Source organism: Azohydromonas australica DSM 1124 (genome assembly GCF_000430725.1).
In the GTDB taxonomy this organism is placed as follows: domain Bacteria; phylum Pseudomonadota; class Gammaproteobacteria; order Burkholderiales; family Burkholderiaceae_C; genus Azohydromonas; species Azohydromonas australica.
Window position 1 is genome coordinate 34,166 of the sequence record NZ_KE387218.1, and the last position, 23,804, is coordinate 57,969.

Genomic DNA, 23,804 nt, shown 5'->3' on the forward strand with positions numbered 1-23,804 from the left:
GGAGCCAACAATGAGAAGCAGCTACTGCGGCCGCGTCAGCGAAGCGCTGATGGGCCAGACCGTGACCCTGATGGGCTGGGCCCACCGCCGCCGCGACCATGGCGGCGTGATCTTCATCGACCTGCGCGACCGCGAAGGCGTCGTGCAGGTGGTGTGCGACCCCGACCGTCCGGAGATGTTCGCCATCGCCGAGAGCGTGCGCAACGAGTTCTGCCTGAAGGTCGTCGGCAAGGTGCGCGCGCGGCCCGCGGGCACCGAGAACGCCAACCTCGTCAGCGGCAAGATCGAGGTGCTGTGCCACGAGCTGGAAGTGCTCAACCCCAGCGTCACGCCCCCGTTCCAGCTCGACGAGGAAAACCTCTCCGAGACCACCCGGCTGACGCACCGCGTGCTGGACCTGCGCCGCCCGTACATGCAGAACAACCTGATGCTGCGCTACCGCGTGGCCATGGAAGTGCGCAAGTACCTCGACGAGCAGGGCTTCATCGACATCGAGACGCCGATGCTCACCAAGAGCACGCCCGAAGGCGCGCGCGACTATCTGGTGCCCTCGCGCGTGCACGACGGCATGTTCTTCGCGCTGCCGCAGTCGCCCCAGCTCTTCAAGCAGCTGCTCATGGTCGCGGGCTACGACCGCTACTACCAGATCACCAAGTGCTTCCGCGACGAGGACCTGCGCGCCGACCGCCAGCCCGAGTTCACGCAGATCGACTTGGAGACCAGCTTCCTGTCCGAGCAGGAGATCCGTGACCTCACCGAGGGCATGATCCGCCACGTCTTCCGCAAGGCGCTGGACGTGGAGCTGGGCGAGTACCCGGTGATGACCTACGCCGACGCGATGCGCCTGTACGGCTCCGACAAGCCCGACCTGCGCGTGAAGCTAGAGTTCACCGAGCTCACCGACGTGATGGCCGACGTGGACTTCAAGGTCTTCAGCACCCCGGCCACGACCAAGGGCGGCCGTGTGGCCGCGCTGCGCGTGCCCGGCGGCGTCGAGATGAGCCGCGGCGAGATCGACGGCTACACCGAGTTCGTCAAGATCTACGGCGCCAAGGGCCTGGCCTGGGTCAAGGTCAACGACCTGGCCAAGGGCCGCGAGGGCCTGCAGTCGCCCATCGTCAAGAACCTGCATGACCGCGCGCTCCAGCAGATCCTGGAGCGCACCGGCGCGCAGACCGGCGACCTGATCTTCTTCGGTGCCGACAAGGCCAAGGTCGTCAACGACGCCCTGGGCGCGCTGCGCGTGAAGATCGGCCACAGCGACTTCGGCCGCGCCAAGGGCCTGTTCGAGGACCGCTGGGCGCCGCTGTGGGTGGTGGACTTCCCGATGTTCGAGCACGACGAGGAAGATGACCGCTGGGTCGCCGTGCACCACCCGTTCACCGCGCCCAAGGACGGGCACGAGAACCTGATGGACACCGACCCCGGCGCCTGCGTAGCCAAGGCCTACGACATGGTGCTCAACGGCTGGGAGCTCGGCGGCGGCTCGGTGCGTATCCACCGCGCCGACGTGCAGAGCAAGGTGTTCAGCGCCCTGAACATCGGCCCCGAGGAGGCGCAGCTCAAGTTCGGCTTCCTGCTGGACGCGCTGCAGTACGGTGCGCCCCCGCACGGCGGCCTGGCCTTCGGCCTGGACCGCCTGGTCACGCTCATGACCAAGGCCGAGTCCATCCGCGACGTCATCGCCTTCCCGAAGACGCAGCGCGCCCAGTGCCTGCTCACCGGCGCGCCCAGCGCCGTGGACGAGAAGCAGCTGCGCGAGCTGCACATCCGCCTGCGCAATCTCGCCGCCACGGCTTGATGCAGCTCAAAGGTCGGGCCCTGTGGGCCCGACCTGGGGGACAGCGTGCAATAAGGACGGCATAGGGTTAACCCCTGGGGTTTACACTGTTAGGGTAAACACTAAGGAAGCACCATGAAGACCCCGATCCTTGCCCTGGCCCTGCTGGTCGTTGCCGCCATCGCCCAAGCCGAAACCGTGGCCCCGGCCCCCGCGCAGACCGCGGTGACCCGCGCCAATGGCGAGCACCCCGCCGTGCTGGCCGCGCGCCAAGCCCGCAACGGCGGCATCGACGCCAACCGCTTCATCGTGGCCCCGCCCGCCAGCACCCGCTGGACCAGCGGCCCCGCGCTGGACGCTGTCGTCGTGCAGACGGCCAACGCCAGCGCCCGCTGATGCAGCGTCCCCGTGCCCTCGGTGCGCGCCTGTGCGTGCGCGCCGCGGCACTGCGGCCTTGACCGGCCGCGCCTTGAGGCGCTTCCCGCGCCGCTATGCTCAGGCGCATGCCTGAAGCCCTTCCCAAGCGTCCCCACAAGATTCCCGAATCCGTGCTGGTGGTGATCCACACCCCGGCGCTGGACGTGCTGCTGCTGGAGCGAGCCGACCATCCCGGCTTCTGGCAGAGCGTCACCGGTTCCAAGGACCGCGTCGACGAGCCGCTGATCGAAACCTGCGTGCGCGAGGTGGCCGAGGAAACGGGCATCGAAGTGCGCTCCCCGGGCATCGGCCTTGCCGCGCTGCAGGACTGGGGGCTGCGCAACGTGTACGAGATCTATCCCGTCTTCCGGCACCGCTACGCCAGCGGAGTGACCCACAACACCGAGCACGTGTTCGGCCTCACGGTGCCCCCGGGCATCCCGGTGCGGCTGGCGCCGCGAGAGCACGTGGCGATGCGCTGGCTGCCCTGGCGCGAGGCCGCGGCGGCTTGCTTCTCGCCCAGCAACGCGGAGGCGATCCTGCAGCTGCCGCGCTTTGCCGGCCGCGCCGGCGCTGCCGCGGAGGGCTGAAGCATGGTGCTCAACCGCTTGCAGTCCACTCAGCTGCCGACGGCCACGCCCAGGAGCGAGAGCGACACCGCGTTGCTGCGCGTGGCGACCTACAACATCCACAAGGGCGTGCGCGGCATCGGCCCGCGCAAGCGGCTGGAGATCCACAACCTCGGCCTGGGCGTGGAGGCGCTGGACGCCGACATGGTGTTCCTGCAGGAGGTACGCCTTTTCCACAACCGCGAGGCGCGCAAGTTCGACCGCAGCAAGTTCGGCTGGCCCGAGCAGGGCCAGGCGCACTTCCTGGCGCCCGAAGGCTATGACGTGGCCTACCGCACCAACGCCGTCACGCGCCACGGCGAGCATGGCAACGCGCTGCTGTCGCGCTGGCCCATCGGCGACGTGGGCCACTTCGACGTCAGCGACCACCGCTTCGAGCAGCGCGGGCTGCTGCACGTGCCGGTGCAGTGGGGCGGCATGACGGTGCATGCCGTGGTGGCGCATTTCGGGCTCATCCACGCCAGCCGCGTGCGCCAGGTGCAAAAGCTCGCCGAGTTCCTGGAAGCCAACGTCCCATCCGACGCGCCGCTGGTGGTGGCGGGCGACTTCAACGACTGGGCCGAGAAGCTGGACCCGCCCATGTACGGCATCGGGCTGCAGCGTGCGCGGCCCGCGGAAGCGCGCGCGCACTGTCCGACCTTTCCCTCGCTGGCGCCGGTGTTCGCGCTGGACCGCTTCTACCTGCGCGGCCTGCGCTGTCGCTCGACCTTCGTGCCTCGCGGCACTGCCTGGGCCCGCATGTCGGACCACCTGCCGCTGGTGGCCGAACTCGAAGCGGCATGAGCGCCCCCGCACGGCCGCTCCGGAGGGGGCGATCCGTCCCGCTTGGCAGGACCGCGCGTAGCGTGAGGGTGCGCCAGTGAGCCCGGAGCGTTCCTCCAGCCGGCGCCGGCGCGCCGCGGCGGACGATCCGCAGGACGCCTCGGCGCTGCTGAACAACTGGTACGACCATCCGCGGGCGCTGTTCTGCGGCGGCAACGAGGTCCAGCTCCTGCGGGGCGGACGCGAGCTCTTTCCCGCCATGTGCGAGGCCATGGCGGCGGCGCAGCACGAGGTCTGGCTCGCCACCTACATCTTTCATGACGACGACGCGGGCCGGCTGGTGGCCGACGCGCTGCTGGCCGCCGCCGCGCGCGGCGTGAAAGTGCACGTGGTGGTGGACGGCTTCGGCAGCAAGGCCTCGCTGCCCGCGCTGTACGAGTGGTTCCGCGGCACCGGCGTGGAGCTGGCGGTGTTCCGCCCGGTGCGGCGCTGGTGGACGCTGCTGCAGCCCGGACAGCTGCGCCGGCTGCACCAGAAGCTGTGCGTGGTGGACGCGGCGCTGGGCTTCGTGGGCGGCATCAACGTCATCGACGACCACAACGACCTCAACCACGGCCACACCGACACGCCGCGGCTGGACTTCGCCGTGGCGCTGCGCGGCCCGGTGGTCGGCCCGGTGCAGCAGACCGTGGGCGCGATGTGGTCGCGCGCGGCCTTCGGCCACGACTGGCCCGAGGAGATGAAGGCGCTGGCGCGCAGCAGCGAGCCGGTGGCGCGCGTGCGCGGGCTGCTGCGGCGGCTGCGCATCACGCCGCCGCTGAAGAACCAGCTCTGCAGCGACGCCGAGCGCCCCGTGCGCGCCGCCTTCGTGGTGCGCGACAACCTGCGCCAGCGCCGCGCCATCGAGCGCAGCTACGTGGACGCGCTGCGCCGCGCGCGCACGCGCATCGACCTGGTGTCGCCGTACTTCTACCCGGGCCACCTGTTCCGCCGCACGCTGCGCGACGCCGCGCGCCGCGGCGTGCAGGTGCGGCTGCTGCTGCAGGGCAAGCTCGACTACCGCATCGCGGGCCTGGCGGCGCAGGTGCTGTACGACGAGCTGCTGCGCCACGGCGTGCGGATCTTCGAGTACATGCCCGCCTTCCTGCACGCCAAGGTGGCGCTGGTGGACGAGGAGTGGGCCACCGTGGGCAGCTCCAACATCGACCCGCTGTCGCTGCTGCTGAACCTGGAGGCCAACGTGATGGTGCGCGACCGCGACTTCACGCGCGAGCTGGCTGCCGAGTTCGAGGCCGCCATCGCCGACTCGCGCGAGGTGCAGGCCGTGCACCTGCGCTCGCGCGGCTTCTGGGGCGCGCTGCGCCGCGGCTTCGTGGCCTGGGGCGCGCACGTGTACCTGCGCGTGGCCGGGATCACCGGGCGCTACTGAGGCACCGCGGGTTCGGCGGGCAGGGCGCCCGTGGGTACGCCCGTGCGCGCCGGCGTGGCGAGCAGCGCCGGCGCGCCGCGCAGCAGCTCCAGCGCGTGCACGATCGGAATGGCGTAGCTGATGCCCGAGGGCTGCGTCAGCGCGCTCTCGCGCCCGGCCTTGACGAACACCATGTTGAGCACCGCCACCACCTCGCCGCTGGCCGCGTCGTACACCGGGCTGCCGCTGTTGCCGGGGTAGGCGGTGGCGTCGAGCTGGTAGAGCACGAAGGGCCCGTCGCGCAGCTGGCGGATGGCCTGGTTGCTGAGCTGCTGCGACGAGGCCGTGGGCAGCGACGCCGGCGTCACGGCCGAAACGATGCCGCGGTGCGTCACCGGCGAGTAGCCCAGCGCGCCGCCGATGGGAAAGCCCGTGAAGCCCACCTCGGTGCCCTCCGGCAGCTCGCGCGCGGAGGCCAGCGTGAGCGCCGGCAGCGGCGCCCCCTCGATCGCCAGCAGCGCCAGGTCATGCCGCCGGTCCAGCGCCAGCAGCGTCGCGGGGCGCACCTCCGCCACGCCGTCGCCGCGCCGGCGCGGCACGCCCACGGCCAGCGGCGCCGCGCTCTCGCTGGGCAGCGCCTCGGGCAGCACGTGGGCGTTGGTCAGCACCCGGCGCCCGTCGCCGATCACGAAGCCGGTGCCGCGAAAGCCCAGCCGCGGGTTGTCGGTGGCGCGCCACGAGCCGACCACCACCACCGACGGTTTGACTTTGGGAATCACCGCGGCCAGTTGCGCCTGGGCAGGAAGCAGGCTGCAAGTGACAAGGACACAGGCGACGAGGGTGCGCGGGAAGCTCATGGGCAAGGAGGGGACGCGGGACGACAGCGGACGGGCCAAGGACTTGCCTCTGCGGGGAGGGCCGTGCGGGACGGGTACAGCGCTGCCTCAGAGCTGGTCGCGAAGGTCCTCGCCGTACTCGTTGCTGCCGGGCGTGCCGGGCAGCAGGCCGTTCTCGATCAGGGTCCAGACCATGCCGATCAGCGGCACTGCGTTGATCAGCACCCACCAGCCGGTCTTGTCGCGGTCGTGCCAACGCTTGACGGACACCGCCAGCGCCGGCCAGGTCAGCAGCAGGTTGACCACGTCATTGGCCTTCTCCTCGCTCATGCCGGCCACGCGCAACAGCGTGTTGGCCAGCACGCCCAGGCCCAGCAGCCCCAGCACGCCGTAAAGCCACCAGATGCGGCGCGGAATGCGGCCCTGAAAGCTGAAATAGATCTGCTGCGGGCTCATCGCCTCTTCGGCGAGCCAGGAGGAAGACGGGGTCATGGTGCGGTGCAACGAAACGCAACGGATTCTCCCATGGGCCCCCCTCACAATCCCCCGATGGACCGTGCACAAGCCACAGCGGCGGCTGCCGCGCGCGACCTTGTGGTGGAACGCCCACAGGGTCTGTACTGCCCGGCTGGCGATTTCTACATCGACCCCTGGCAGCCGGTGCCCCGCGCCGTCATCACCCATGCCCATGCCGACCATGCGCGCCGCGGCCATGGCCACTACCTGGCCAGCGCGGAAGGCGAGGGCGTGCTGCGCACGCGCATGGGGGCGGACATCGCGCTGCAGGCGCTACCCTGGGGCGAGGCGGTGGAGCACCACGGCGTGCGCATCAGCCTGCATCCCGCCGGCCACGTGCTGGGGTCGGCGCAGGTGCGGCTGGAGCACCGGGGCGAGGTCTGGGTGGTCTCGGGCGACTACTGGCTCAGCGGCCACGAGGCCGAGGTCAACCCCACCTGCACGCCCTTCGAGCCGGTGCGCTGCCACTGCTTCATCACCGAGTCCACCTTCGGGCTGCCGATCTACCGCTGGCAGCCGCAGTCGGCGCTGTACGCCGAGATCGACGCCTGGTGGGCCGCCAACGCCGCCGCGGGGCGCGCGAGCGTGCTGATGGGCTACGCCTTCGGCAAGGCGCAGCGGCTGCTCGCAGGCGTGGACGCGGGCATCGGCCCGATCGTCGTGCACGGCGCGGTGGAGCCGCTCAACGCCGCGTACCGTGCCTCAGGCGTCGCGCTGCCGCCCACGCACCGCGTCACCGAATGCCCCAAGGAGGCGCTGCGCCGCGCGCTGGTGGTGGCGCCGCCCTCGGTGTCGGGCTCGCCCTGGCTGCGGCGCTTCGGCGACGCGAGCGACGCCTTCGCCAGCGGCTGGATGGCGCTGCGCGGCGCGCGCCGGCGCCGCGGCGTGGACCGCGGCTTCGTGCTCTCCGACCACGCCGACTGGCCGGGCCTGCAGCGCGCCATCGCCGCCACCGGCGCGCGCCGCGTGATCGTCACCCACGGCTACGAGGCCGTGATGGTGCGCTGGCTGCAGGAGCAGGGCTACGAGGCCGGCGCGTTCAGGACGGAGTACGGGGACGAGGCAATCGAAACGGAGGCCAGCGCGGCGGAGGAGGGCGTTTCGTCCGCCGAGTGAGAGGGGCCGCTCAGAGGTCCATCCAGATCCGCCGCGTCCCGTCCGCGCGGTCCGGCGGCCCTTCCGTGAAGCCCAGCCGCTTGCCCAGCGCGCGCATGGCGGCGTTCTCCTCCAGCACCACCGCCACGATGCGCCGGGTGCCCTGGGCGCGCAGGTAGTTGATGAGCTTTCCCATCAGCAGCAGGCCCAGGCCGGTGTGCTTCAGGTCCGAGCGCACCAGCACGCCGAATTCCGCGTCCTGGTTGTCCGGGTCGGCCACCGCGCGCGCCACGCCCAGCGTGTGCTCGCCGCCTTCCGCATTGGGCTCGGTGGCGATGAACCCCATCTCGCGCGCGTAGTCGATCTGCGTCAGCCGCGCCAGCTCGCTGCGCTCGATGCTGCGGCGGCTGTAGAACACGCGCATGCGGATGTCCTCCGGCGACACCCGCGACAGGAATTCCAGGTGCTGCGCCTCGTCTTCGGGCCGGATCGGCCGCAGCGTGATCTCGCGGTCGTGCCACTGCACCGTCTCCACCAGCGCCGTGGGGTAGGGCCGGATGGCGAAGTTCGCCTCGCCGGACGGGCAGGTGCTGCTGGCGCGGATGCGCGCGTCCAGCGCCACCACGCCGCTGGGGCTGGCGATGAGCGGGTTGATGTCCAGCTCCGCGATCTCCGGCACGTCCGCCAGCAGCTGCGACACCGTCACCAGCACGCCGTACAGCGCCTGGTGGTCCACGGCCGAGGTGTCGCGCCAGGCGCCCAGCAGCTTGGACACGCGCGTGCGCCCCACCATCGAGCGCGCCAGCGGCTCGTTGAGCGGCGGCAGGCCCACGGCGCGGTCGGCCAGCACCTCCACCGCCGTGCCGCCATGGCCGAACAGCACCACCGGGCCGAACAGCGGGTCGATGGTGCTGCCCACGATCAGCTCGCGCGCGTGCGAGCGCTTGACCATCTGCTGCACCGAGAAGCCCAGGATCGTCGCGTCCGCGCGCCGCGTGCGCACGCGCTCCAGCATGGCGACGGCGGCCTCGCGCACTTCGAGCGCGCTGTTGAGGTCCAGCACCACGCCGCCCACGTCGGACTTGTGCGTGATCTGCAGCGACAGGATCTTCAGGACCACCGGGAAGCCGATGCGCTGCGCCGCCTCGGCCGCCGCCTCCGGATCGGGCGCGGTGCTGGTGGTGGCCGCCACCGGGATGCCGCAGGCCGTGAGCACCGCCTTGGCCTCGGGCTCGGTGAGCATCTCGCGCCCGGCGGCCAGCGCCTGCTGCACCAGGGCGCGGGCACGCGCGGTGTCGACCGCGGGGCGCGCCGGCGCCGCGGGCGGCGCCTCCATCAGCTGCGCCTGGTTGCGCGCGTAGTCCACGCCCAGGGCGAAGGCGCGCACGGCCTGCTCGGGCGTGTCGAACACGGGCAGCCCGGCGTCGTGGAAGCGCTCGCGCGCCTCGGCCACCGCGGCCTGGCCCATCCAGCAGCTCAGCAGCCGCGGCGGCATGCGCTTGAGCAGCGGCACCAGCGCCTGCGCGATCTCGCTGCTGGGCACGATGGCCGTGGGCGCGTGGATGAACAGCACCGCCGGCTGCGCCGGGTCGGCCGCCAGCGCTTCCAGCGTCGCCACGTAGCGCTCCACCGGCGCGTCGCCGATGAGGTCCACCGGGTTGGCGTGCGACCAGTTCGGCGGCAGGTGGGCGTCCAGCGTGGCGATGGTGCTGTCGGCCAGCTGGCACAGCTTCATGCCGGCGTCGGCCGCGGCATCGGCGGCCATCACGCCCGCGCCGCCGCCGTTGGTGACGATGACGAGCTCCTCGCCGCGGCGGCCGCGGAAGCGCGAGAGCGTCTCCGCGGCGATGAACAGCTCCTGCAGCGTGCTCACGCGCAGCATGCCCGCGCGCGCGATGGCGGCGTCGAAGACCAGGTCCGAGCCCGCCAGCGCCCCGGTGTGCGAGGCCGCCGCGGCCTGGCCGGCGCTGGAGCGCCCGGCCTTGACCACGATCACCGGCTTGTTGCGCGCCGCCGCGCGCGCGGCGGACATGAACTTGCGCGGCGCGCTGACCGATTCGATGTAGAGCAGGATCGCCCGCGTGCGCGCGTCGCTGGCGAGGAAGTCCAGCATGTCGCCGAAGTCCACGTCCGCGCCTTCGCCCAGCGAGACGAAGTGCGAGAAGCCGATGCCGTTGGCGCGCGACCAGTCCAGCATCGCCGTCATCAGCGCGCCGGACTGCGACACCAGCGCCAGCTCGCCGGGCAGTGCGTCCACGTGCGCGAAGCTGGCGTTCAGGCCCAGCCGCGGCGTGAGCAGCCCGATGCAGTTGGGCCCCAGGATGCGCAGCAGGTGCGGGCGCGCGGCGTCGAGCATGGCCTGCTTGAGCTCGCGGTCCAGCCCGGCCGTCATCACCACCGCGGCGCGCGTGCCGCGCTCGCCCAGCTCGGCGATGAGCCCCGGCACCGTCGCCGGCGGGGTGCAGATCACCGCCAGCTCGGGCGCCTCGGGCAGCTCGGCCACGCGGGCGTAGACGCGCTCGCCGTCGAGCTCGCGCAGCCGCCGGTTGACGGCCAGCACCGGGCCGGCGAAGCGCCCGGCGCGCAGGTTGCGCCACACCGTGGCGCCCACGCTGCGCGGGCGGTCGGAGGCACCGATGACGGCCACCGAGGCCGGATCGAACAGGGAGTCCAGGTTGCGGATGCTCATGGGTTCATGCTCGCATGCTCGTGATTGCGGGCGCCGAAGGCCGCACGCAGCGTGCCCGCGCATGGCGTCGCGGGCGCCTGATTCAAATCAACGGCCACTGCTTTGAGGGCTTGGCGCTTCGCGGCTAAAGTGCCTTGGGGGCCGCCAGCCGGCCCAACCATAACGACAGTTGAAGGAGACCGTCGATGAAGATCCTGCTGCCCGTGGACGGTTCCACCCTGGCGCTGGATGCCGTGCGGCATGCATTGCAGCTGGTGCGTGAGGGCCTGCGCGCCAGCTTCGTGCTGGCCAACGTGCAGGAGCCCGCCACCTTTTACGAAATGATGACCCTGCACGACGCCGAGGCGCTGGCGCGGCTGAGCGAGGGCGCAGCGGCGGACTCGGTGCAGGGCGCGCAGGCGCTGCTGCTGGAAGCGGGCGTGGAGTACGAGGTGCAGGTGGGCCAGGGCGACGTGGCGCACACGCTGCTGGACATCGCCGAGGAGCAGCAGTGCGACGCCATCGTCATGAGCGCGCGCGGTGTGGGCGGCTTCGCCCCCGTGCTGGGCTCGGTGGCGCAGACGATGCTGCACGACTGCAAGCTGCCGCTGACCATCGTGCGCCATGCCGAGGCCGAGCCCGTGCCGCCGGCGGAAGACCTGGACGAGGAGAGCCCTGGTGCCTGATTCCCTGAGCGGCGCCGCGCCGATGTTCGACCTGCTCAGCGCGGGCGCCGCGGCGTGGGACGTGGTGAGCACGGCGCGCGCCAATCCCGCGCTGCTGGCGCAGCGCCAGCGCCAGCGCCTGGTCGAGCTGGTGCGCGGCGCGCAGTCGCAGTCGCGCTGGTACGCGCGGCAATGGCCGGCCGACGCGGCGCGGCAGCCGCTGCAGGCGCTGCCGGTGCAGCGCCGCGGTGAGCTGATGTGCCATTTCGACGAGTGGGTCTGCGACCCGGCGCTGCGCCTGTCGGACGTGCAGGCCTTCGTGCACGACCCGCGGCGCATGGCGCAGCCCTTCCTGGACCGCTACACGGTGTGGGAGAGCTCGGGCACCAGCGGCGAGCCCGGCATCTTCGTGCAGGACCCGGCGGCCATGGCGGTGTACGACGCGCTGGAGTCGCTGCGCCACGGCGGCACCTCCCCCTGGAGCTGGCCCGTGCCGCTGGGGCTGGGCGAGCGCATCGCCTTCGTCGGCGCCACCGACGGCCACTTCGCCACCTGCGTCAGCGTGCAGCGGCTGCGCCAGCGCCATCCGTGGATGGCGGGCAACCTGCAGGCTTTCTCGATCCTGCAGCCGGTGGAGACGCTGGTGGGCGCGCTCAACGCCTGGCGCCCCAGCATCATCGCCACCTATCCCACGGCCGCGGTGCTGCTGGCGGAGCAGGCGCAGGCCGGCGAGCTGCGCATCGCGCCGCGCGAGATCTGGACCGGCGGCGAGACGCTGGAGCCCCTGCTGCGCCGGCACGTGCAGCAGGTTTTCGACTGCCGCATCCGCAACAGCTACGGCGCCTCCGAGATGCTGGCCATGGGCTGGGAGTGCGACCACGGCGCCATGCACCTCAACAGCGACTGGGTGATCCTGGAGCCGGTGGACGACCAGTACCGGCCGGTGCGGCCGGGGCAGGCCTCCTCGCGCGTGCTGCTGACCAACCTGGCCAACAAGGTGCAGCCGCTCATCCGCTACGAGCTGGAGGACCAGCTCACACTCTATGCCGGGCGCTGCGCCTGCGGCAGCGCGCTGCCGGTGATGCACGTGGAAGGCCGCGGCGACGACCTGCTGCACATGGACGCGCGCGCCGGCGGCACCGTGACGCTGCTGCCGCTGGCGCTGTCCACGGTGATGGAGGAGCACGCGCGCATCTACGACTTCCAGCTGCGCCAGTGCGACGGCCGCACCCTGGCGCTGCGCCTGGGCGGCCCGTGCAGCGAGGCGCCGGCAGCGCTGCAGCGCTGCCGCCAGGCATTGCAGCACTTCGCGCACGTGCAGGGCCTAGTGCCGCTGGAGCTGCTGGACGAGACCTCGCTGCCCATGCTGCGCGGGCGCAGCGGCAAGCTGCGCCGGGTGCTGGCGCGGGCGGAGACGTGAAGAACGGTTGTCCGAGAAACCGGCGGCGGGGCGGCGCGTCGTTTCAGTGCGTCCGCAACAGCCCGTCCGCCAGGGCGTCGTCCGCGTAGGGCCGCCACTGGCCTTCGGGCTGCGCCAGCCGGTCCGCCACCACGGCCCAGACCTGCGGATGCCACACCAGCCCGATGTGGCTGGCCTGCACTTCCACGTTCTCGGCCTGCGGGCTAGTGGCTTCGCGGCAGGCCTGCCAGGCCACCACGCCGTCGCTGCGGCTGTAGATCGAGGTCGTGGGCACCGGCGGCGTGGCGGCCAGCCGCGCCAGCAGCGCCTCGTCGATGTGCGGCAGCCGCCCACTGAAGAGCTGGTAGAGCACGCCGACGTTGGTGTGCTCGCCGCGGCCCGCGAAGGGCGTGCCCAGCGTGATCACCAGGCGAACCAGGTCCGGGCGGCGCCGGGCGATCTCGCGTGCATAGATGCCGCCCAGGCTCCAGCCCACGAGGCTGGCGCGGCGACCCTGCTGCCGCACGGTGCAGGCCACGCCTTCGGTGAGCCGGTCCAGCCAGTCCTCCACCGCGCCTTGCGGGCCGATGTTGCAGCCGCGGCCCCAGTCGTTGGCCTCGTAGCCCAGGTCGCGGCAGCAGCGCTGCAGCGGCGCCATGGCCACGGCGTCAGCGCCCAGCCCGGGGAAGAGCACCACGGGATGGCCGTCGCCCGAGGGCAGCCGGCTGCGGTCCATGAAGCCGGCGCTGACGTATTCGAACAGGGCGCGCATCGGCTCCAGTCCCATGAGGGCCAGCGGCGGCGCGCCATAGGCATAGGTACAGCTCGACGAGGGCACGGGCGGGGAAACGGACATGGCGGGACTCGAATGCTGTTGGTACGGCAGTCCAGGCAAGCCCTGCGCCCGTCACGCACCAGCTTGAGGCGCGTCATGGTGTCAGCGCTGTCCTACACGGGGAGGAGCTGACGCGGCGCTGTCAAAATCCCGGTCAGTACCGTTGACCGGAACAAGACATGAGCATCAAGAGCGACAAGTGGATCCGCCGCATGGCGCAAGAGCACGGGATGATCGAGCCCTTCGAGCCCGGGCAGGTCCGCTACGCCGCGGACGGCCACAAGATCGTCAGCTACGGCACCAGCAGCTACGGCTACGACATCCGTTGCGCGCGCGAATTCAAGATCTTCACCAACGTGCACTCCACGGTGGTGGACCCGAAGAACTTCGACGAGAAGAGCTTCGTGGACTTCGAGGGCGACGTCTGCATCATCCCGCCCAACAGCTTCGCGCTGGCGCGCACCATGGAGTACTTCCGCATCCCGCGCAACGTGCTGACCATCTGCCTGGGCAAGAGCACGTACGCGCGCTGCGGGATCATCGTCAACGTCACGCCCTTCGAGCCCGAGTGGGAGGGCTACGTGACGCTGGAGTTCTCCAACACCACGCCGCTGCCGGCCAAGATCTACGCCGGCGAGGGCTGTGCGCAGGTGCTGTTCTTCGAAAGCGACGAGGTCTGCGAGACCAGCTACGCCGACCGCGGCGGCAAGTACCAGGGCCAGCGCGGCGTGACCCTGCCCAAGACCTGATTCCACACCCCTGGCGGACCGTGCCGGCGCCTCCGCGGGAGGCCCGGCACGCCGCCGCATGAGCCCATGACTGCGCCGCGCATGCCGATTGCTGCTTCTGCGACACACACGCAGGCGGACCGCCCCGGGCGGACCGCCATTTCAGTCTCAGCCAGGGAGCCGTCATGAGGTGGCAGGGGCAGCGGGAGAGCGACAACGTCGAGGACGTGCGCGGGGAGTCCGGAGGCGGCGGCTTCGGCGGCTTGCCCATCGGTGGGCGCGGGCTGAGCCTGGGCGGGGTGGTAGTGGCGCTGGTGGCGGGCTGGATCTTCGGCATCAACCCGCTGGCGCTGCTGGGCCTCATGGACGGCGGCGGCACGAGCGCGCCGCCGCAGCGCGAGGTGGCGCCCTCGCACCCGACCGACGAGCGCGCCCGCTTTGCTTCAGTCGTGCTGGCCGATACCGAGGACGTCTGGGGCGCGATCATGGGCCGCGCCAACCGCCCCTACGAGCCGCCGCGCATGGTGCTGTTCCGCGGGGTCACCCGCACCGCCTGCGGCACGGGCGAATCCGCCGCCGGGCCCTTCTACTGCCCGGCGGACCGCAAGGTCTACATCGACCTCAGCTTCTTCGACACGCTGTCGCAGCGCCTGGGTGCGCCGGGAGACTTCGCGCAGGCCTACGTCATCGCGCACGAGGTCGGGCACCACGTGCAGACGGTGCTGGGCCTCACGCAGCGCGTGGACGCGCAGCGCCAGCGCCTGGGCCAGGCCCAGGCCAACGCGCTGTCGGTGCGGCTGGAGCTGCAGGCCGACTGCTTCGCCGGCGTGTGGGCGCACCACTCGCAGCGCGGCAAGGGCTGGCTGGAGGCGGGCGACATCGAGGAGGCGCTCAACGCCGCCTCGCAGATCGGCGACGACACGCTGCAGCGCCGCAGCCGCGGCACCGTGGTGCCCGAGAGCTTCACGCACGGCAGCAGCGCGCAGCGCGTGCAATGGTTCAAGCGCGGGCTGCAGTCAGGCGCGCCCGCGCAGTGCAACACCTTCGAAACCGCCGGTTCCTGAAAGCAGGCTTTCCATGCGACGACTCTCCAACTCCGCCGCGCTGGTGGACAACTGGTTCGACATGTTGCCCCCCCACCAGCAGGCCACGGTGCGCGCCCTGCATGGCGCGGTGCTCGACGCCGCGCCGCAGCTCGTGCCCAGCGTGAAGTGGGGCAACCTGGCGTACCTGGACGGTCCGGCGCAGCTGCTGTCCATCAGCACGCACAAGACGCATGCGCAGCTGCAGGCCGCGCGCGTGCTCTGCGCCATGCTGCCGCCGCACGGCCCCGGTGACGAGGCCGCGGACCACCCGCTGGCGCGCCCGCTCAAGTGCCGTTACTCGCAGGGCGTGGACGAAGGCCAGGTCGCGCGCGTGGTGCACGCGTGCATGGAGCTGCGCCACCGCATCGACCCGGCGCAGCTGCGGCCGGAGCCGCACGGGACGCCGAACCCGTCAGGGGTCCGGTAAGGGCGCTCAGGGCTTCGGGAACGTTCCCGGCAGCAGCACGCCCGTGTCCACGCTGGAGAGGTTGCGGTGGCCGCAGAAGGCCATCGTGAGGTCCAGCTCCTTGGCGATGATCTCCAGGCAGCGCGTCACGCCGGCCTCGCCCATGGCGCCCAGGCCGTAGAGGAAGGCGCGGCCGATGAGCGTGCCGCGCGCGCCCAGGGCCCAGGCCTTGAACACGTCCTGGCCGCTGCGGATGCCGCCGTCCATCCAGACCTCGATGTCCTTGCCCACCGCTTCCACGATGGCCGGCAGCGCCTCGATGGAGCTGGGCGCGCCGTCGAGCTGGCGCCCGCCGTGGTTGCTCACGATCAGCGCGTCGGCGCCGGAGTTGGCGGCCAGCCGCGCGTCCTCCACGTCCATGATCCCCTTGAGGATCAGCTTGCCGCCCCAGCGCTTCTTGATCCACTCCACGTCGCCCCAGTTGAGCTGTGGGTCGAACTGCTCGGCGGTCCAGGAGCTCAGCGAGGAGAGGTCGCCCACGCCCTGCGCGTGGCCGACGATGTTGCCGAAGCTGCGGCGCTTGGTGCCCAGCATGCCCATGCACCAGCGCGGCTTGGTCGCCAGGTTGATGAGGTTGGCCAGGGTGGGCTTCGGCGGCGCGGACAGGCCGTTCTTGAGGTCCTTGTGGCGCTGGCCGAGGATCTGCAGGTCCAGCGTGAGCTGCAGCGCGGAGCAGTTGGCGGCCTTGGCGCGGTCGATCAGGCGCTCGATGAAGCCGCGGTCGCGCATCACGTAGAGCTGGAACCAGAAGGGCTTCGTCGTGTGGGCCGCGATGTCCTCGATGGAGCAGATGCTCATGGTCGAGAGCGTGAACGGAATGCCGAACTTCTCCGCCGCCTTCGCCGCCAGGATCTCGCCGTCGGCGTGCTGCATGCCCGTGAGGCCCGTGGGCGCGATGGCCACCGGCATGGCCACGTCGTGGCCGACCATGCGGGTGCGGATGGAGCGGCCTTCCATGTTCACCGCCACGCGCTGGCGCAGCTTGATCTTCTGGAAGTCGTTCTGGTTGGCGCGGTAGGTGCTCTCGGTCCAGGACCCGCTGTCGGCGTAGTCGTAGAACATGCGCGGCACGCGCCGCTTGGCCAGCACGCGCAGGTCTTCGACGTTGGTGATCACGCTGCTCATGGTGTCGTGTGTCTCCGGGTGTTTCTGATGGGCGCGCATCGTAGCGGTGCCCCGGGCGGCACGGCCGGACAAATGTTCAGGCGCAACCGGAAAGCGGCGCCGGCCGGGGTTCAGCCTGCGCGGCGCGCGGCCAGCTGCTCCAGCGCATCGCGCGCGATGCGCTCGCAGCTGCGCTGCAGCCACTGCGCGAAAGCCGCCGCCGCGCCGCCCGTGGCGTGAGGCAGCACGTGGTACTGGTGGGCGGGCGTGGCCTGCACGTCGAACAGCGGCACCAGCGTGCCGTTCTCCAGCCAGGTGCGCGCCAGGGAAGGGCGGGCCAGCGCCACGCCCTGGCCGCCCAGCGCGGCTTCCAGCGTCAGGCCCAGGTCCAGCAGGCGCGGGCCCTGGTCGGGCTCGGCCCAGGGCAGGCCGGCGGCCTCGAACCACGGCGCCCAGGGCTCCAGCGGCGTGCGCAGCAGCGGCGCGCGGGCCAGGTCGGTGGGCGTGCGCAGCGGCGGCAGCCGGGACAGCAGCGAGGGCGCGGCCATGGGCAGCACCACGTCGGGCATCAGCACCGTGCCGCCCACGGCCGCGGCGTCGCCGTGGCGCACCTGCACCTGCACGTCGGCCTCGGCGCCGGCAGCGTCGAGGAAGGGAATGGAGAGCACCACCTCCAGCTCCACCGCCGGGTGGGCCTGCGTGAAGGCCGGCAGCTCGGGCACGAGGATGTGGCGCGCGAAGGTGGGCGGCGTGCTCACGCGCAGGCGCTGCACGCGGCGCGCGCCGCGGCGGTGCTGGGGCGCGGCGGCCAGCAGGCCCAGCGCCGCGCGCACATGCGTGAGGTATTCCTTGCCGGCGGGCGTGAGCGTCAGGCGCGGGCCGCGCTGGAACAGCGGCGTGCCCAGCAGCTCCTCCACCGCGACGATGCGCTTGCCCACCGCGCTGGCCGTCACGGCCAACTCCTCGGCGGCCTTTTCGAACGTGCCCAGCCGCGCCGCGGCCTCGAAGGCACGCAGGCCGTCGATGGAGGGAAAGCGCAGGTCTGGCATGGCTGGCCGCACTCTAGCAGCGGCCCCGGGCCCGGCCGGGCGGCGACAGCGAAGCCGCGTGCGGGGCGCGGTCGCAAGACGCGGCCCGGAAACGCGGCCCTGAATGCCGAACGCCGCCCGGAGGCGGCGCGGCAAGGTGATTCAAAGGTGATTCAGGAAGCGAGTCGGTGCCGATTCAGTCGTTGCAGGAGGTGCTGCCGCAACCAGTGATGGCGCCCTCGGCCACGGGCTCGCGGGTGCGGCCAGTGACGGGGTCGAAGCCCACCTGCTCCATGTGGAAGGCCAGGCCCGCGTCCATCATCTGCGCGTGGCCCGGGAACCACTGCGCCAGCTCCGCCACGGCCTGCTTGAGCGGGCCGAAGTCTCCCTCGGTCTGCGCCAGCGCCACGACGTTGCGCATCACCTGCAGCACCGCGGCGTGCTGGAAGCTGTGGCAGTTCTCGGTGGCGAAGCCGGTGGCGGCCATCCAGCGGTCTTCCTGCGCGAAATGCTCGACGGTGTGGTCCAGCAGCTCCTGGAAACGCTGCAGCAGCGTGGCCGGCTCCGCGTCGAGCACGGCTTCGGCCGCGGCGAGCAGGTCCACGAATTCTTGGTGCGTGTTGTCCATCTGCGGCTGCTGCAGAGCCAGCGCATCGGACCAGGTCAGGGTCGGCATGGGGCGCAAGTGTGGACCCCGCCGCGAGCCGATCCCTTGAGCCAGCTCAAGTCGGCGGCCCCGTTAGCATCCGCACATGAGCACGGAATTCATGAAACCGCGTCGCCGGCCCCTGCGCTGGCTGTGGCTGGCTGCCGGCGGCGTGAGCCTGCTGCTGGGCGTGGTGGGGGCCTTCCTGCCGCTGCTGCCCACCGTGCCCTTCGTGCTGCTGGCGGCGTTCTGCTTCTCGCGCGGCAGCGAGCGCTGCGAGCGCTGGTTGCTGGAGCATCCAACCCTGGGCCCGCCGGTGCGGCAGTGGCGCGAGCAGCGCGCCGTGCCGCTGCGCGCCAAGCGCATCGCGTGGTCGATGATGGCGCTCTCCAGCGTGCTGGCCGCGTGGTGGATGCCCTCGCCCTGGCGCTGGGTGCCGGGGCTGTGCTGCGCGGCGGTGGCGCTGTGGCTGTGGCGGCTGCCGAACGCCGTGACGCAGCCTCCGGGCTGAGCCCGGCGTGGGTGTGACACAGGCCACGCGCGGGGCCGGGTCGGGCGCCGGGCGGCCCTCCGTCATCGTCGCCGGTGCCCGACGGTGGTAGATTGCCGCCCTTTGCTAAACCGGCCATCAGCATGTCCCAGACGATCCGCATCCCAGACTCGCTATTCGCGCTTGCGCAGCGCGAATCCGAGTTGATGAGCCGCACCGTGGCTCAGCAGCTCGAACATTGGGCCCGCCTGGGGCTGGCCCTGGAGGCGTCGGGCGTGACGGCGAGCCAAGTGCGGCACCTGCTGGACATGGAAATGGGCCGCCGCCTGGACCTGCCTTCGCGCTCGCTGCGCCGTGAGGAGTCGCCCTTGCCGCCCGTCGTGCCCGAGCGTGCGCGCGAAAGCGAAGCCTGGGGCGAGCCCGAGGAAGAGCGCGAGCCCGAGCGCGAGCGCGAGCCCGCCAGCGGCAACGGCGCCGACGAGGGCTACGACGAGGACTACAGCGACGAGGAAGTCGCCGTGGCCATCACCTGCATCAGCGGCGTGCTGTCGCTGGAGGAGGGCGCCGACGAAGCCGACCTGTCCGAGCGCGAGCTGCGCCGCCTCATGGCCGGGCTGCTGCGCCGCCGCCGCCACATGAGCCTGTCGGAGCTGGAGGCGCTGAGCGCCGAGCGCCGGCTGCAATTGGCCACCGAGATCGCCTTCGCCGAGCACGCCGCGCGCGGCCGGCGCTGAGCTTGTCCGCCGCAGCGAGGCCGCGGCACGCCTGAGGCGCCTCGACCGGCCGGTCCCGAACCCCGAACCGTCGCCGATGTACGTCAATCATTTCGGGCTGCGCAACGAGCCCTTCTCCATCGCCCCGGACCCGCGCTACCTCTTCATGAGCGAGCGCCACCGTGAAGCGCTGGCGCACCTGCTCTACGGCGTGCGCGGCGGCGGCGGGTTCGTGCTGCTCACGGGCGAGATCGGCGCCGGCAAGACCACCGTCTGCCGCGCCTTCCTGCAGCAGTTGCCGCCCGACTGCCACGCCGCCTACGTCTTCAACCCGCGCCTGACGGCGGTGGAGCTGCTGCAGACGGTGTGCGAGGACTTCGGCCTGGGGCACGTCGAGGCCACGACGGTCAAGCCGCTGGTCGATGCGCTCAACGCCTTCCTGCTGCGCGAGCACGCCGCCGGGCGTCAGTGCGTGCTGGTCATCGACGAGGCGCAGAACCTCAGCCCCGAGCTGCTGGAGCAGCTGCGGCTGCTGACCAACCTGGAGACCGACGAGCGCAAGCTGCTGCAGATCGTGCTGGTGGGCCAGCCGGAGCTGCAGCGCACCCTCGCCGGCATGGAGCAGCTGGCGCAGCGCGTGATCGCCCGCTACCACCTGCAGGCGCTGTCCGAGTCCGAGACGCGCCAGTACGTGGAGCACCGCCTGTCCATCGCCGGCCTGGGCGGACCGCCGCCCTTCGACGCCTCGGCGCTGCGGCGCGTCCACGCGCTGACGCAGGGCGTGCCGCGGCGCATCAACCTGCTGTGCGACCGCGCGCTGCTGGGCGCCTACGCCCAGGGCCGCCGCCAGGTGGACGCCGCCACCGTGCGCCAGGCCGCCTCCGAAGTCTTCAACCTGCCGCCGCGCCGGCACCAGGGCGTAATCGCCGCCGCGGCGCTCGCTGGCGCGGTGGGCCTGGGAGCCGTCGTCTGGAGCAGCCTGCACTCCCCGACACCGAAGCCGGCGCTGGCCCAGGCCGACGCGGACGCCAGCCGGCCCGCCGCGGCTGCCTCGCAGGCCGGTGCGGCTTCCCGCCCGGGCGCGGTGGCGACGGCCGCCTCGGCGCCGGCCGCGGCGGTCGCCACCGCCGGGGCGGTGCCCGACGCCCCGGCCGCGGCGCTGGCGGCGGCCTCCGCCGCCTCGGGCCCGGTGCCCATGCCGCTGGCCGGGCTGCCGTCCGAGAACGCCGCCTGGCGCGAGCTGGCGGTGCTGTGGAAGCTGCCGGTGGGCGAGGCCGACGCCTGCGCCGCCAGCACCGCGGGCGGCTCGCAGCGCGCCGGCTGCTGGCGCGGCAGCGGGCTGGGCCTGACGCAGCTGCGCCAGTTCGACCGCCCGGGGCTCCTGGCACTGCGCGACGCGCAGGGGCGTCCGACCTGGGCGCTGCTGGTCGCGCTGGACACGAGACAGGCCACGCTGCGCGCGCATGGCCGCGAGGTGAGCGTGCCGCTGGCGGCGCTGGCGCCGCTGTGGCAGGGCGAATGGGCCAGCTTCTGGCGCGCGCCGCCGGGCTACGCGCGCCCGCTGGCCGAGGGCGACGAGGGCGCGGGCGTGGCCTCGCTGGCGCGGCTGCTGGCGCGCGCGCAGGGCCGCACGCCGCCGGTGCAGCCGCCGCGCCGGCTGGACGGCGCGCTGCTGGCGGAGCTGCGCGCCTTCCAGCTCGGCGCGGGCCTCAAGCCCGACGGCGTGGCCGGCCCGGGCACCTTCATGCTGCTCAACCGCGCCGCGGGCCTCGACGAGCCGCGGCTGCTCAAGGCTCCCTGATGTCCTACATCCTGCAGGCGCTCCAGCGCGCCGAAGCCGAACGCAACCGCGGCGCCACGCCGGGCCTGCACACGCCCACGCTGCCCGCCGCCACCGCGGCCGAGCCGCGCCGTGGCCGCGCGCTGCCCTGGGGCCTGGGCGCCGCAGCGCTGGCCGTGGCCGGCGCGCTGGCGTGGTGGCTGTGGCCGGCGGCGCCCGCGTCCGGGCCGGTGGCGGGCACGCAGACGCCGTCCGCCACCGCCGCCGCGCCGCAACCCGCGGCGCCGGCCGTTCCCGCGGCCCCTGCACCGGCCGCGCCGGCGACGCCCCTACCGGCGGCGCCGCCGGTGGCGCAAGCCGTCCCGCCCGCGGCGGTCATCACCGCGCCGCCTGAAGCCGCACCCGCCCCGGCGCCCCGGGCCGAGCCCGCGCCGCGCCGCGCCCCGGCCGATGCGCCACCGCCGCGCGCTCCGGCGGCCACCGCCATGCCGCCGGCCGCGATGACGCCGCCAACGGCGGGTCCGGCCACCGCGGCGCGCCCGGCGACCCCGCCGGCTCCAGTGGCGCCCACGGCCCCGGCGTCCCCGGCCAACACGGCTCCCGCGCAGGCGCCGCTGCCCACGCTGGCCGAGCTGCCGCCGGCGCTGCGCCAGTCGCTGCCGGCGCTGAACCTGGGCGGTGGCATCTACTCCGCCGAGCCCGCCAACCGGCTGCTGATCGTCAACGGCCAGGTGCTGCGCGAGAAGGCGCAGATCGCGCCCGAGCTGGTGCTGGAGTCGATCGGGCCGCGGGCGGCGGTATTCCGGTTCAGGGGGCAGCGCTTCGAGATGCGCTATTGACGCCGGTGTCCGCCGTTGTAGGAACGGGTGGCGCAGCCCCGAGGGACCCCATTGGCGCGCCCCGGCGCCGGCGTCATTCCGGCATAGCGCTCGGATCGTCCGGCGCCCAGCCCTTGGACGGCGTGCGCCCCGCATCCAGTGCGTGCAGGCGGTCCGGCACCGAAGGCGTGGAAATGCCGCTGAGCGCACGCTGCGCCGCCTGGGCATCGCCGCGCGTGGCCACGTCGCCCAGCGACAGCATGCCCACCAACCGTTCGCGGCGGTCCAGCACCGGCAGGCGTCGGATCTGGGCCCGCTGCATGCGCTCCACCACTTCGTCCAGCGGCTGGTCCTCGTAGCAGCTCTGCACCAGCGCCGTCATCACCTCCGACAGCGGCGTGGCGCTGGCCGTCATGTCCAGCGCCACGGCGCGCAGCACGATGTCGCGGTCCGTGACGATGCCCACCACGCGGTCGTCGTCGCACACGGGGATCACGCCCACGTTGAGATCGTCCATCGCCTTGGCGGCAAGCTGAACGTTGTCGCTGGGCGTCATCGCGCGCGCGCCGCGGGTCATGACATCGGCAACCTGGGTCATGGTGCTGCTCCTGTGTCCTGGAATGGGTTGGCAAGGCCGGGGCGGCACCGCATGAGCCGCGGGCCGCGATGCCGCAGCTGAGGCATCCGGCATGCCGTGCCGCCGCTGCTCCCCGGCCCGGGTGGAGCAGCGCGCAGCTCTTCCGCTCGGGCCCGGGATGGCGCCGGGCCGCCAGTTATGCTGTGGCGCACATATCGCGCAGTAAAGGCGGAATCAGAACAATGGCGTCAAGCCTGTTCCACCGCCGCGATGCCGATCTACTGCCGTGCTCCATCCGGGTACACCGACCCCTTGAACTCCATCCGGACCGTGCTCGGCCTGGCCCTGGCCGCCGCCGCGTCCGCCTCTTTCGCGCAAGCGGCGCCGGCCGCCGCAGCCGCCCCCGTCACGGTGTTGGCCGCCGGCAGCCTGCGCGTGGCGCTGACCGAGGCCGCGCGCGCCTTCGAACGCCAGTCCGGCGCCCAGGTCAGGCTCAACTTCGGCGCCTCCGGGATGCTCAAGGACCGGCTGCTCGGCGGCGAGCCCGGGGACCTGTTCGCCTCGGCCAACATGGAGCATCCGCAGGCGCTGGCCGCGGCGGGCCGGGCGCGCGCCGTGCAGCCCTTCGCGCGCAACACGCTGTGTCTGCTGGGCGCGCCGGGCTTCAGCCTGCAGGGCCGGGACGTGGCGCAGCGGCTGCTCGATCCGGCGCTGCGCGTGGCCATCTCCACGCCGGTGGCCGATCCGGCCGGGGACTACGCCTTCCGCTTCTTCGAGCGCATCGAGTCCAGCGGCGCCGGCGGCCCGGGCTCGGCCGACCAGCTCAAGCGGCGCGCGCTGCAGCTCGTCGGCGGGCCCACGTCGCCCGCGGCGCCGCCCGACCGCAGCCTGTACGCGATGCTGCTGGGCGAGGGCCGTGCCGACGTCTTCGTCACCTACTGCACCAACGCCGCCCAGGCCGCGCGCGAGAACCCGGCGCTGCCGGTGCTGAGCGTGCCGGCGCCGCTGGAGGTGTCCGCCACCTACGGCCTGGCGCTGTTGCAGGGCGCCTCGCCGGCGGCCGAGGCCTTTGCCGGCTTCCTGCGCGGCGAGGGCGGGCAGGCGGTGCTGCGCGGCCACGGGTTCAGCTCGCCATGACGCGCGGGCTCAAGTCACGCGCCGCCGCCGGCGAGCCGGTGCGGCTGACGCTGCGGCTGCCGGCGGACACGGTGCGCCGGCTGCGCGAGGTGGCGCGCCAGCGGGGCCTGAGCGTCAACGGCCTGCTCGACGAGGCCGCGGCGCTGGCGCTGCTGGAATACGAGTTCATGCGACATCCCGACGAGGCGCCGCCGCCGCCTCGGAGCTGAGGCCAGGGAGGCG

25 protein-coding genes are annotated in these 23,804 nt (G+C 72.7%); 17 read left to right on the forward strand and 8 right to left on the reverse strand.

The genetic code is table 11. The annotated features are described in order from the left end of the window. Positions 1 to 10: 10 nt before the first annotated feature. The 5 genes from aspS (at position 11) to clsB (ending at position 5,017) form a co-directional block, all read left to right on the forward strand. Positions 11 to 1,801, forward strand: coding sequence for an aspartate--tRNA ligase (gene aspS, locus H537_RS0138235; RefSeq protein WP_029002057.1), 1,791 nt, complete (start codon positions 11 to 13; stop codon positions 1,799 to 1,801). Positions 1,802 to 1,915: 114 nt separating this feature from the next. Further along, positions 1,916 to 2,176: a hypothetical protein gene (locus H537_RS0138240; RefSeq protein ID WP_029002058.1), complete on the forward strand. Its 261-nt coding sequence runs from the start codon at positions 1,916 to 1,918 to the stop codon at positions 2,174 to 2,176. A 107-nt stretch (positions 2,177 to 2,283) separates the two neighbouring features. Next, positions 2,284 to 2,787 carry a dihydroneopterin triphosphate diphosphatase gene (gene nudB, locus H537_RS48170; RefSeq protein WP_043462098.1) on the forward strand — a complete coding sequence of 168 codons (504 nt, stop codon included), beginning with the start codon at positions 2,284 to 2,286 and terminating at the stop codon, positions 2,785 to 2,787. A 3-nt stretch (positions 2,788 to 2,790) separates the two neighbouring features. Then, positions 2,791 to 3,609, forward strand: coding sequence for an endonuclease/exonuclease/phosphatase family protein (locus tag H537_RS0138250; RefSeq protein ID WP_084151286.1), 819 nt, complete (start codon positions 2,791 to 2,793; stop codon positions 3,607 to 3,609). A 76-nt stretch (positions 3,610 to 3,685) separates the two neighbouring features. Further along, a complete protein-coding gene (gene clsB / locus H537_RS0138255; RefSeq protein WP_238446957.1) occupies positions 3,686 to 5,017 on the forward strand; it encodes a cardiolipin synthase ClsB in 1,332 nt (443 codons plus the stop codon). Here the strand turns inward: clsB and H537_RS48175 are convergent. Together H537_RS48175 and H537_RS0138265 are read right to left on the reverse strand one after the other, a co-directional pair. Then, complete coding sequence (locus tag H537_RS48175; protein ID WP_064736129.1) at positions 5,011 to 5,775, reverse strand: S1C family serine protease; 765 nt, start codon at positions 5,773 to 5,775, stop codon at positions 5,011 to 5,013. The two genes, clsB and H537_RS48175, sit on opposite strands and share 7 nt — an antisense overlap. 165 nt (positions 5,776 to 5,940) lie before the next feature. Continuing rightward, the gene (locus H537_RS0138265; protein WP_029002061.1) at positions 5,941 to 6,324 is read right to left on the reverse strand and encodes a DUF805 domain-containing protein; all 384 of its coding nucleotides are present in this window, start codon (positions 6,322 to 6,324) and stop codon (positions 5,941 to 5,943) included. A gap of 57 nt (positions 6,325 to 6,381) precedes the next feature. Here H537_RS0138265 and H537_RS0138270 point away from each other — a divergent pair, with 57 nt between their 5' ends. Further along, a complete protein-coding gene (locus H537_RS0138270) occupies positions 6,382 to 7,464 on the forward strand; it encodes a ligase-associated DNA damage response exonuclease (protein ID WP_029002062.1) in 1,083 nt (360 codons plus the stop codon). 10 nt (positions 7,465 to 7,474) lie between these two features. On the opposite strand, the gene H537_RS0138275 is transcribed toward H537_RS0138270, so the two are convergent. Then, positions 7,475 to 10,132 (reverse strand): bifunctional acetate--CoA ligase family protein/GNAT family N-acetyltransferase, encoded by a 2,658-nt coding sequence (locus H537_RS0138275; RefSeq protein ID WP_029002063.1) that lies wholly within the window; start codon positions 10,130 to 10,132, stop codon positions 7,475 to 7,477. 185 nt (positions 10,133 to 10,317) lie between these two features. Here H537_RS0138275 and H537_RS48180 point away from each other — a divergent pair, with 185 nt between their 5' ends. Continuing rightward, positions 10,318 to 10,797, forward strand: a complete 480-nt coding sequence (locus H537_RS48180) for a universal stress protein (RefSeq protein WP_043462074.1) — start codon at positions 10,318 to 10,320, stop codon at positions 10,795 to 10,797. Further along, positions 10,790 to 12,196, forward strand: a complete 1,407-nt coding sequence (locus tag H537_RS0138290; protein ID WP_238446958.1) for a phenylacetate--CoA ligase family protein — start codon at positions 10,790 to 10,792, stop codon at positions 12,194 to 12,196. The genes H537_RS48180 and H537_RS0138290 overlap by 8 nt, the downstream gene beginning before the upstream one ends. Positions 12,197 to 12,239: 43 nt before the next feature. On the opposite strand, the gene H537_RS48185 is transcribed toward H537_RS0138290, so the two are convergent. Continuing rightward, positions 12,240 to 13,031, reverse strand: a complete 792-nt coding sequence (locus tag H537_RS48185; RefSeq protein WP_064736130.1) for an alpha/beta hydrolase — start codon at positions 13,029 to 13,031, stop codon at positions 12,240 to 12,242. A gap of 158 nt (positions 13,032 to 13,189) precedes the next feature. Between H537_RS48185 and dcd the strand changes: the two genes are divergently transcribed. From dcd to H537_RS0138310, 3 genes are all read left to right on the forward strand, one after another. Next, on the forward strand, positions 13,190 to 13,759 hold the full coding sequence (gene dcd / locus H537_RS0138300) for a dCTP deaminase (RefSeq protein ID WP_029002065.1): 570 nt from the start codon (positions 13,190 to 13,192) through the stop codon (positions 13,757 to 13,759). A gap of 164 nt (positions 13,760 to 13,923) precedes the next feature. After that, complete coding sequence (gene ypfJ, locus H537_RS0138305; RefSeq protein WP_029002066.1) at positions 13,924 to 14,802, forward strand: KPN_02809 family neutral zinc metallopeptidase; 879 nt, start codon at positions 13,924 to 13,926, stop codon at positions 14,800 to 14,802. Positions 14,803 to 14,815: 13 nt separating this feature from the next. Then, on the forward strand, positions 14,816 to 15,250 hold the full coding sequence (locus H537_RS0138310) for a DUF1801 domain-containing protein (protein ID WP_029002067.1): 435 nt from the start codon (positions 14,816 to 14,818) through the stop codon (positions 15,248 to 15,250). A gap of 6 nt (positions 15,251 to 15,256) precedes the next feature. Here the strand turns inward: H537_RS0138310 and H537_RS0138315 are convergent, their stop codons facing one another. From H537_RS0138315 to H537_RS0138325, 3 genes are all read right to left on the reverse strand, one after another. Beyond that, the gene (locus H537_RS0138315; protein WP_029002068.1) at positions 15,257 to 16,414 is read right to left on the reverse strand and encodes an alpha-hydroxy acid oxidase; all 1,158 of its coding nucleotides are present in this window, start codon (positions 16,412 to 16,414) and stop codon (positions 15,257 to 15,259) included. Positions 16,415 to 16,524: 110 nt separating this feature from the next. Further along, on the reverse strand, positions 16,525 to 17,442 hold the full coding sequence (locus H537_RS0138320; protein ID WP_156902231.1) for a LysR substrate-binding domain-containing protein: 918 nt from the start codon (positions 17,440 to 17,442) through the stop codon (positions 16,525 to 16,527). A gap of 175 nt (positions 17,443 to 17,617) precedes the next feature. After that, on the reverse strand, positions 17,618 to 18,097 hold the full coding sequence (locus H537_RS0138325; protein ID WP_029002070.1) for a hemerythrin domain-containing protein: 480 nt from the start codon (positions 18,095 to 18,097) through the stop codon (positions 17,618 to 17,620). A 76-nt stretch (positions 18,098 to 18,173) separates the two neighbouring features. Here H537_RS0138325 and H537_RS0138330 point away from each other — a divergent pair, with 76 nt between their 5' ends. The 4 genes from H537_RS0138330 (at position 18,174) to H537_RS56680 (ending at position 21,889) form a co-directional block, all read left to right on the forward strand. Then, entirely contained in the window at positions 18,174 to 18,578 is a 405-nt protein-coding gene (locus H537_RS0138330) for a YbaN family protein (RefSeq protein WP_029002071.1), read from the forward strand. Between the two features lie 122 nt (positions 18,579 to 18,700). Beyond that, positions 18,701 to 19,291, forward strand: a complete 591-nt coding sequence (locus tag H537_RS48190; RefSeq protein ID WP_043462079.1) for a TA system antitoxin ParD family protein — start codon at positions 18,701 to 18,703, stop codon at positions 19,289 to 19,291. Positions 19,292 to 19,367: 76 nt separating this feature from the next. After that, on the forward strand, positions 19,368 to 21,071 hold the full coding sequence (locus tag H537_RS0138340; protein WP_029002072.1) for an ExeA family protein: 1,704 nt from the start codon (positions 19,368 to 19,370) through the stop codon (positions 21,069 to 21,071). Further along, positions 21,071 to 21,889: a general secretion pathway protein GspB gene (locus H537_RS56680; RefSeq protein WP_029002073.1), complete on the forward strand. Its 819-nt coding sequence runs from the start codon at positions 21,071 to 21,073 to the stop codon at positions 21,887 to 21,889. The genes H537_RS0138340 and H537_RS56680 overlap by 1 nt, the downstream gene beginning before the upstream one ends. A 73-nt stretch (positions 21,890 to 21,962) precedes the next feature. Here H537_RS56680 and H537_RS0138350 read toward each other — a convergent pair whose 3' ends face one another. After that, positions 21,963 to 22,466, reverse strand: a complete 504-nt coding sequence (locus H537_RS0138350) for a CBS domain-containing protein (RefSeq protein WP_029002074.1) — start codon at positions 22,464 to 22,466, stop codon at positions 21,963 to 21,965. Between the two features lie 291 nt (positions 22,467 to 22,757). Here H537_RS0138350 and H537_RS0138355 point away from each other — a divergent pair, with 291 nt between their 5' ends. After that, the gene (locus H537_RS0138355) at positions 22,758 to 23,582 is read left to right on the forward strand and encodes an extracellular solute-binding protein (RefSeq protein ID WP_043462081.1); all 825 of its coding nucleotides are present in this window, start codon (positions 22,758 to 22,760) and stop codon (positions 23,580 to 23,582) included. After that, on the forward strand, positions 23,579 to 23,791 hold the full coding sequence (locus tag H537_RS48195; protein WP_043462083.1) for a ribbon-helix-helix protein, CopG family: 213 nt from the start codon (positions 23,579 to 23,581) through the stop codon (positions 23,789 to 23,791). Before H537_RS0138355 ends, H537_RS48195 begins: the two co-directional genes overlap by 4 nt. Positions 23,792 to 23,804: the final 13 nt, after the last annotated feature.

Excerpts from the sequence above, each read along its gene's own strand:
- aspS (WP_029002057.1), top strand. The coding sequence starts at position 11 with ATGAGAAGCAGCTACTGCGGCCGCGTCAGCGAAGCGCTGATGGGCCAG.
- H537_RS0138240 (WP_029002058.1), top strand. The coding sequence starts at position 1,916 with ATGAAGACCCCGATCCTTGCCCTGGCCCTGCTGGTCGTTGCCGCCATC.
- nudB (WP_043462098.1), top strand. The coding sequence starts at position 2,284 with ATGCCTGAAGCCCTTCCCAAGCGTCCCCACAAGATTCCCGAATCCGTG.
- H537_RS0138250 (WP_084151286.1), top strand. The coding sequence starts at position 2,791 with ATGGTGCTCAACCGCTTGCAGTCCACTCAGCTGCCGACGGCCACGCCC.
- H537_RS0138265 (WP_029002061.1), bottom strand. The coding sequence starts at position 6,324 with ATGACCCCGTCTTCCTCCTGGCTCGCCGAAGAGGCGATGAGCCCGCAG.
- H537_RS0138270 (WP_029002062.1), top strand. The coding sequence starts at position 6,382 with ATGGACCGTGCACAAGCCACAGCGGCGGCTGCCGCGCGCGACCTTGTG.
- H537_RS0138275 (WP_029002063.1), bottom strand. The coding sequence starts at position 10,132 with ATGAGCATCCGCAACCTGGACTCCCTGTTCGATCCGGCCTCGGTGGCC.
- H537_RS48180 (WP_043462074.1), top strand. The coding sequence starts at position 10,318 with ATGAAGATCCTGCTGCCCGTGGACGGTTCCACCCTGGCGCTGGATGCC.
- H537_RS48185 (WP_064736130.1), bottom strand. The coding sequence starts at position 13,031 with ATGTCCGTTTCCCCGCCCGTGCCCTCGTCGAGCTGTACCTATGCCTAT.
- dcd (WP_029002065.1), top strand. The coding sequence starts at position 13,190 with ATGAGCATCAAGAGCGACAAGTGGATCCGCCGCATGGCGCAAGAGCAC.
- ypfJ (WP_029002066.1), top strand. The coding sequence starts at position 13,924 with ATGAGGTGGCAGGGGCAGCGGGAGAGCGACAACGTCGAGGACGTGCGC.
- H537_RS0138310 (WP_029002067.1), top strand. The coding sequence starts at position 14,816 with ATGCGACGACTCTCCAACTCCGCCGCGCTGGTGGACAACTGGTTCGAC.
- H537_RS0138315 (WP_029002068.1), bottom strand. The coding sequence starts at position 16,414 with ATGAGCAGCGTGATCACCAACGTCGAAGACCTGCGCGTGCTGGCCAAG.
- H537_RS0138320 (WP_156902231.1), bottom strand. The coding sequence starts at position 17,442 with ATGCCAGACCTGCGCTTTCCCTCCATCGACGGCCTGCGTGCCTTCGAG.
- H537_RS0138325 (WP_029002070.1), bottom strand. The coding sequence starts at position 18,097 with ATGCCGACCCTGACCTGGTCCGATGCGCTGGCTCTGCAGCAGCCGCAG.
- H537_RS0138330 (WP_029002071.1), top strand. The coding sequence starts at position 18,174 with ATGAGCACGGAATTCATGAAACCGCGTCGCCGGCCCCTGCGCTGGCTG.
- H537_RS48190 (WP_043462079.1), top strand. The coding sequence starts at position 18,701 with ATGTCCCAGACGATCCGCATCCCAGACTCGCTATTCGCGCTTGCGCAG.
- H537_RS0138340 (WP_029002072.1), top strand. The coding sequence starts at position 19,368 with ATGTACGTCAATCATTTCGGGCTGCGCAACGAGCCCTTCTCCATCGCC.
- H537_RS56680 (WP_029002073.1), top strand. The coding sequence starts at position 21,071 with ATGTCCTACATCCTGCAGGCGCTCCAGCGCGCCGAAGCCGAACGCAAC.
- H537_RS0138350 (WP_029002074.1), bottom strand. The coding sequence starts at position 22,466 with ATGACCCAGGTTGCCGATGTCATGACCCGCGGCGCGCGCGCGATGACG.
- H537_RS48195 (WP_043462083.1), top strand. The coding sequence starts at position 23,579 with ATGACGCGCGGGCTCAAGTCACGCGCCGCCGCCGGCGAGCCGGTGCGG.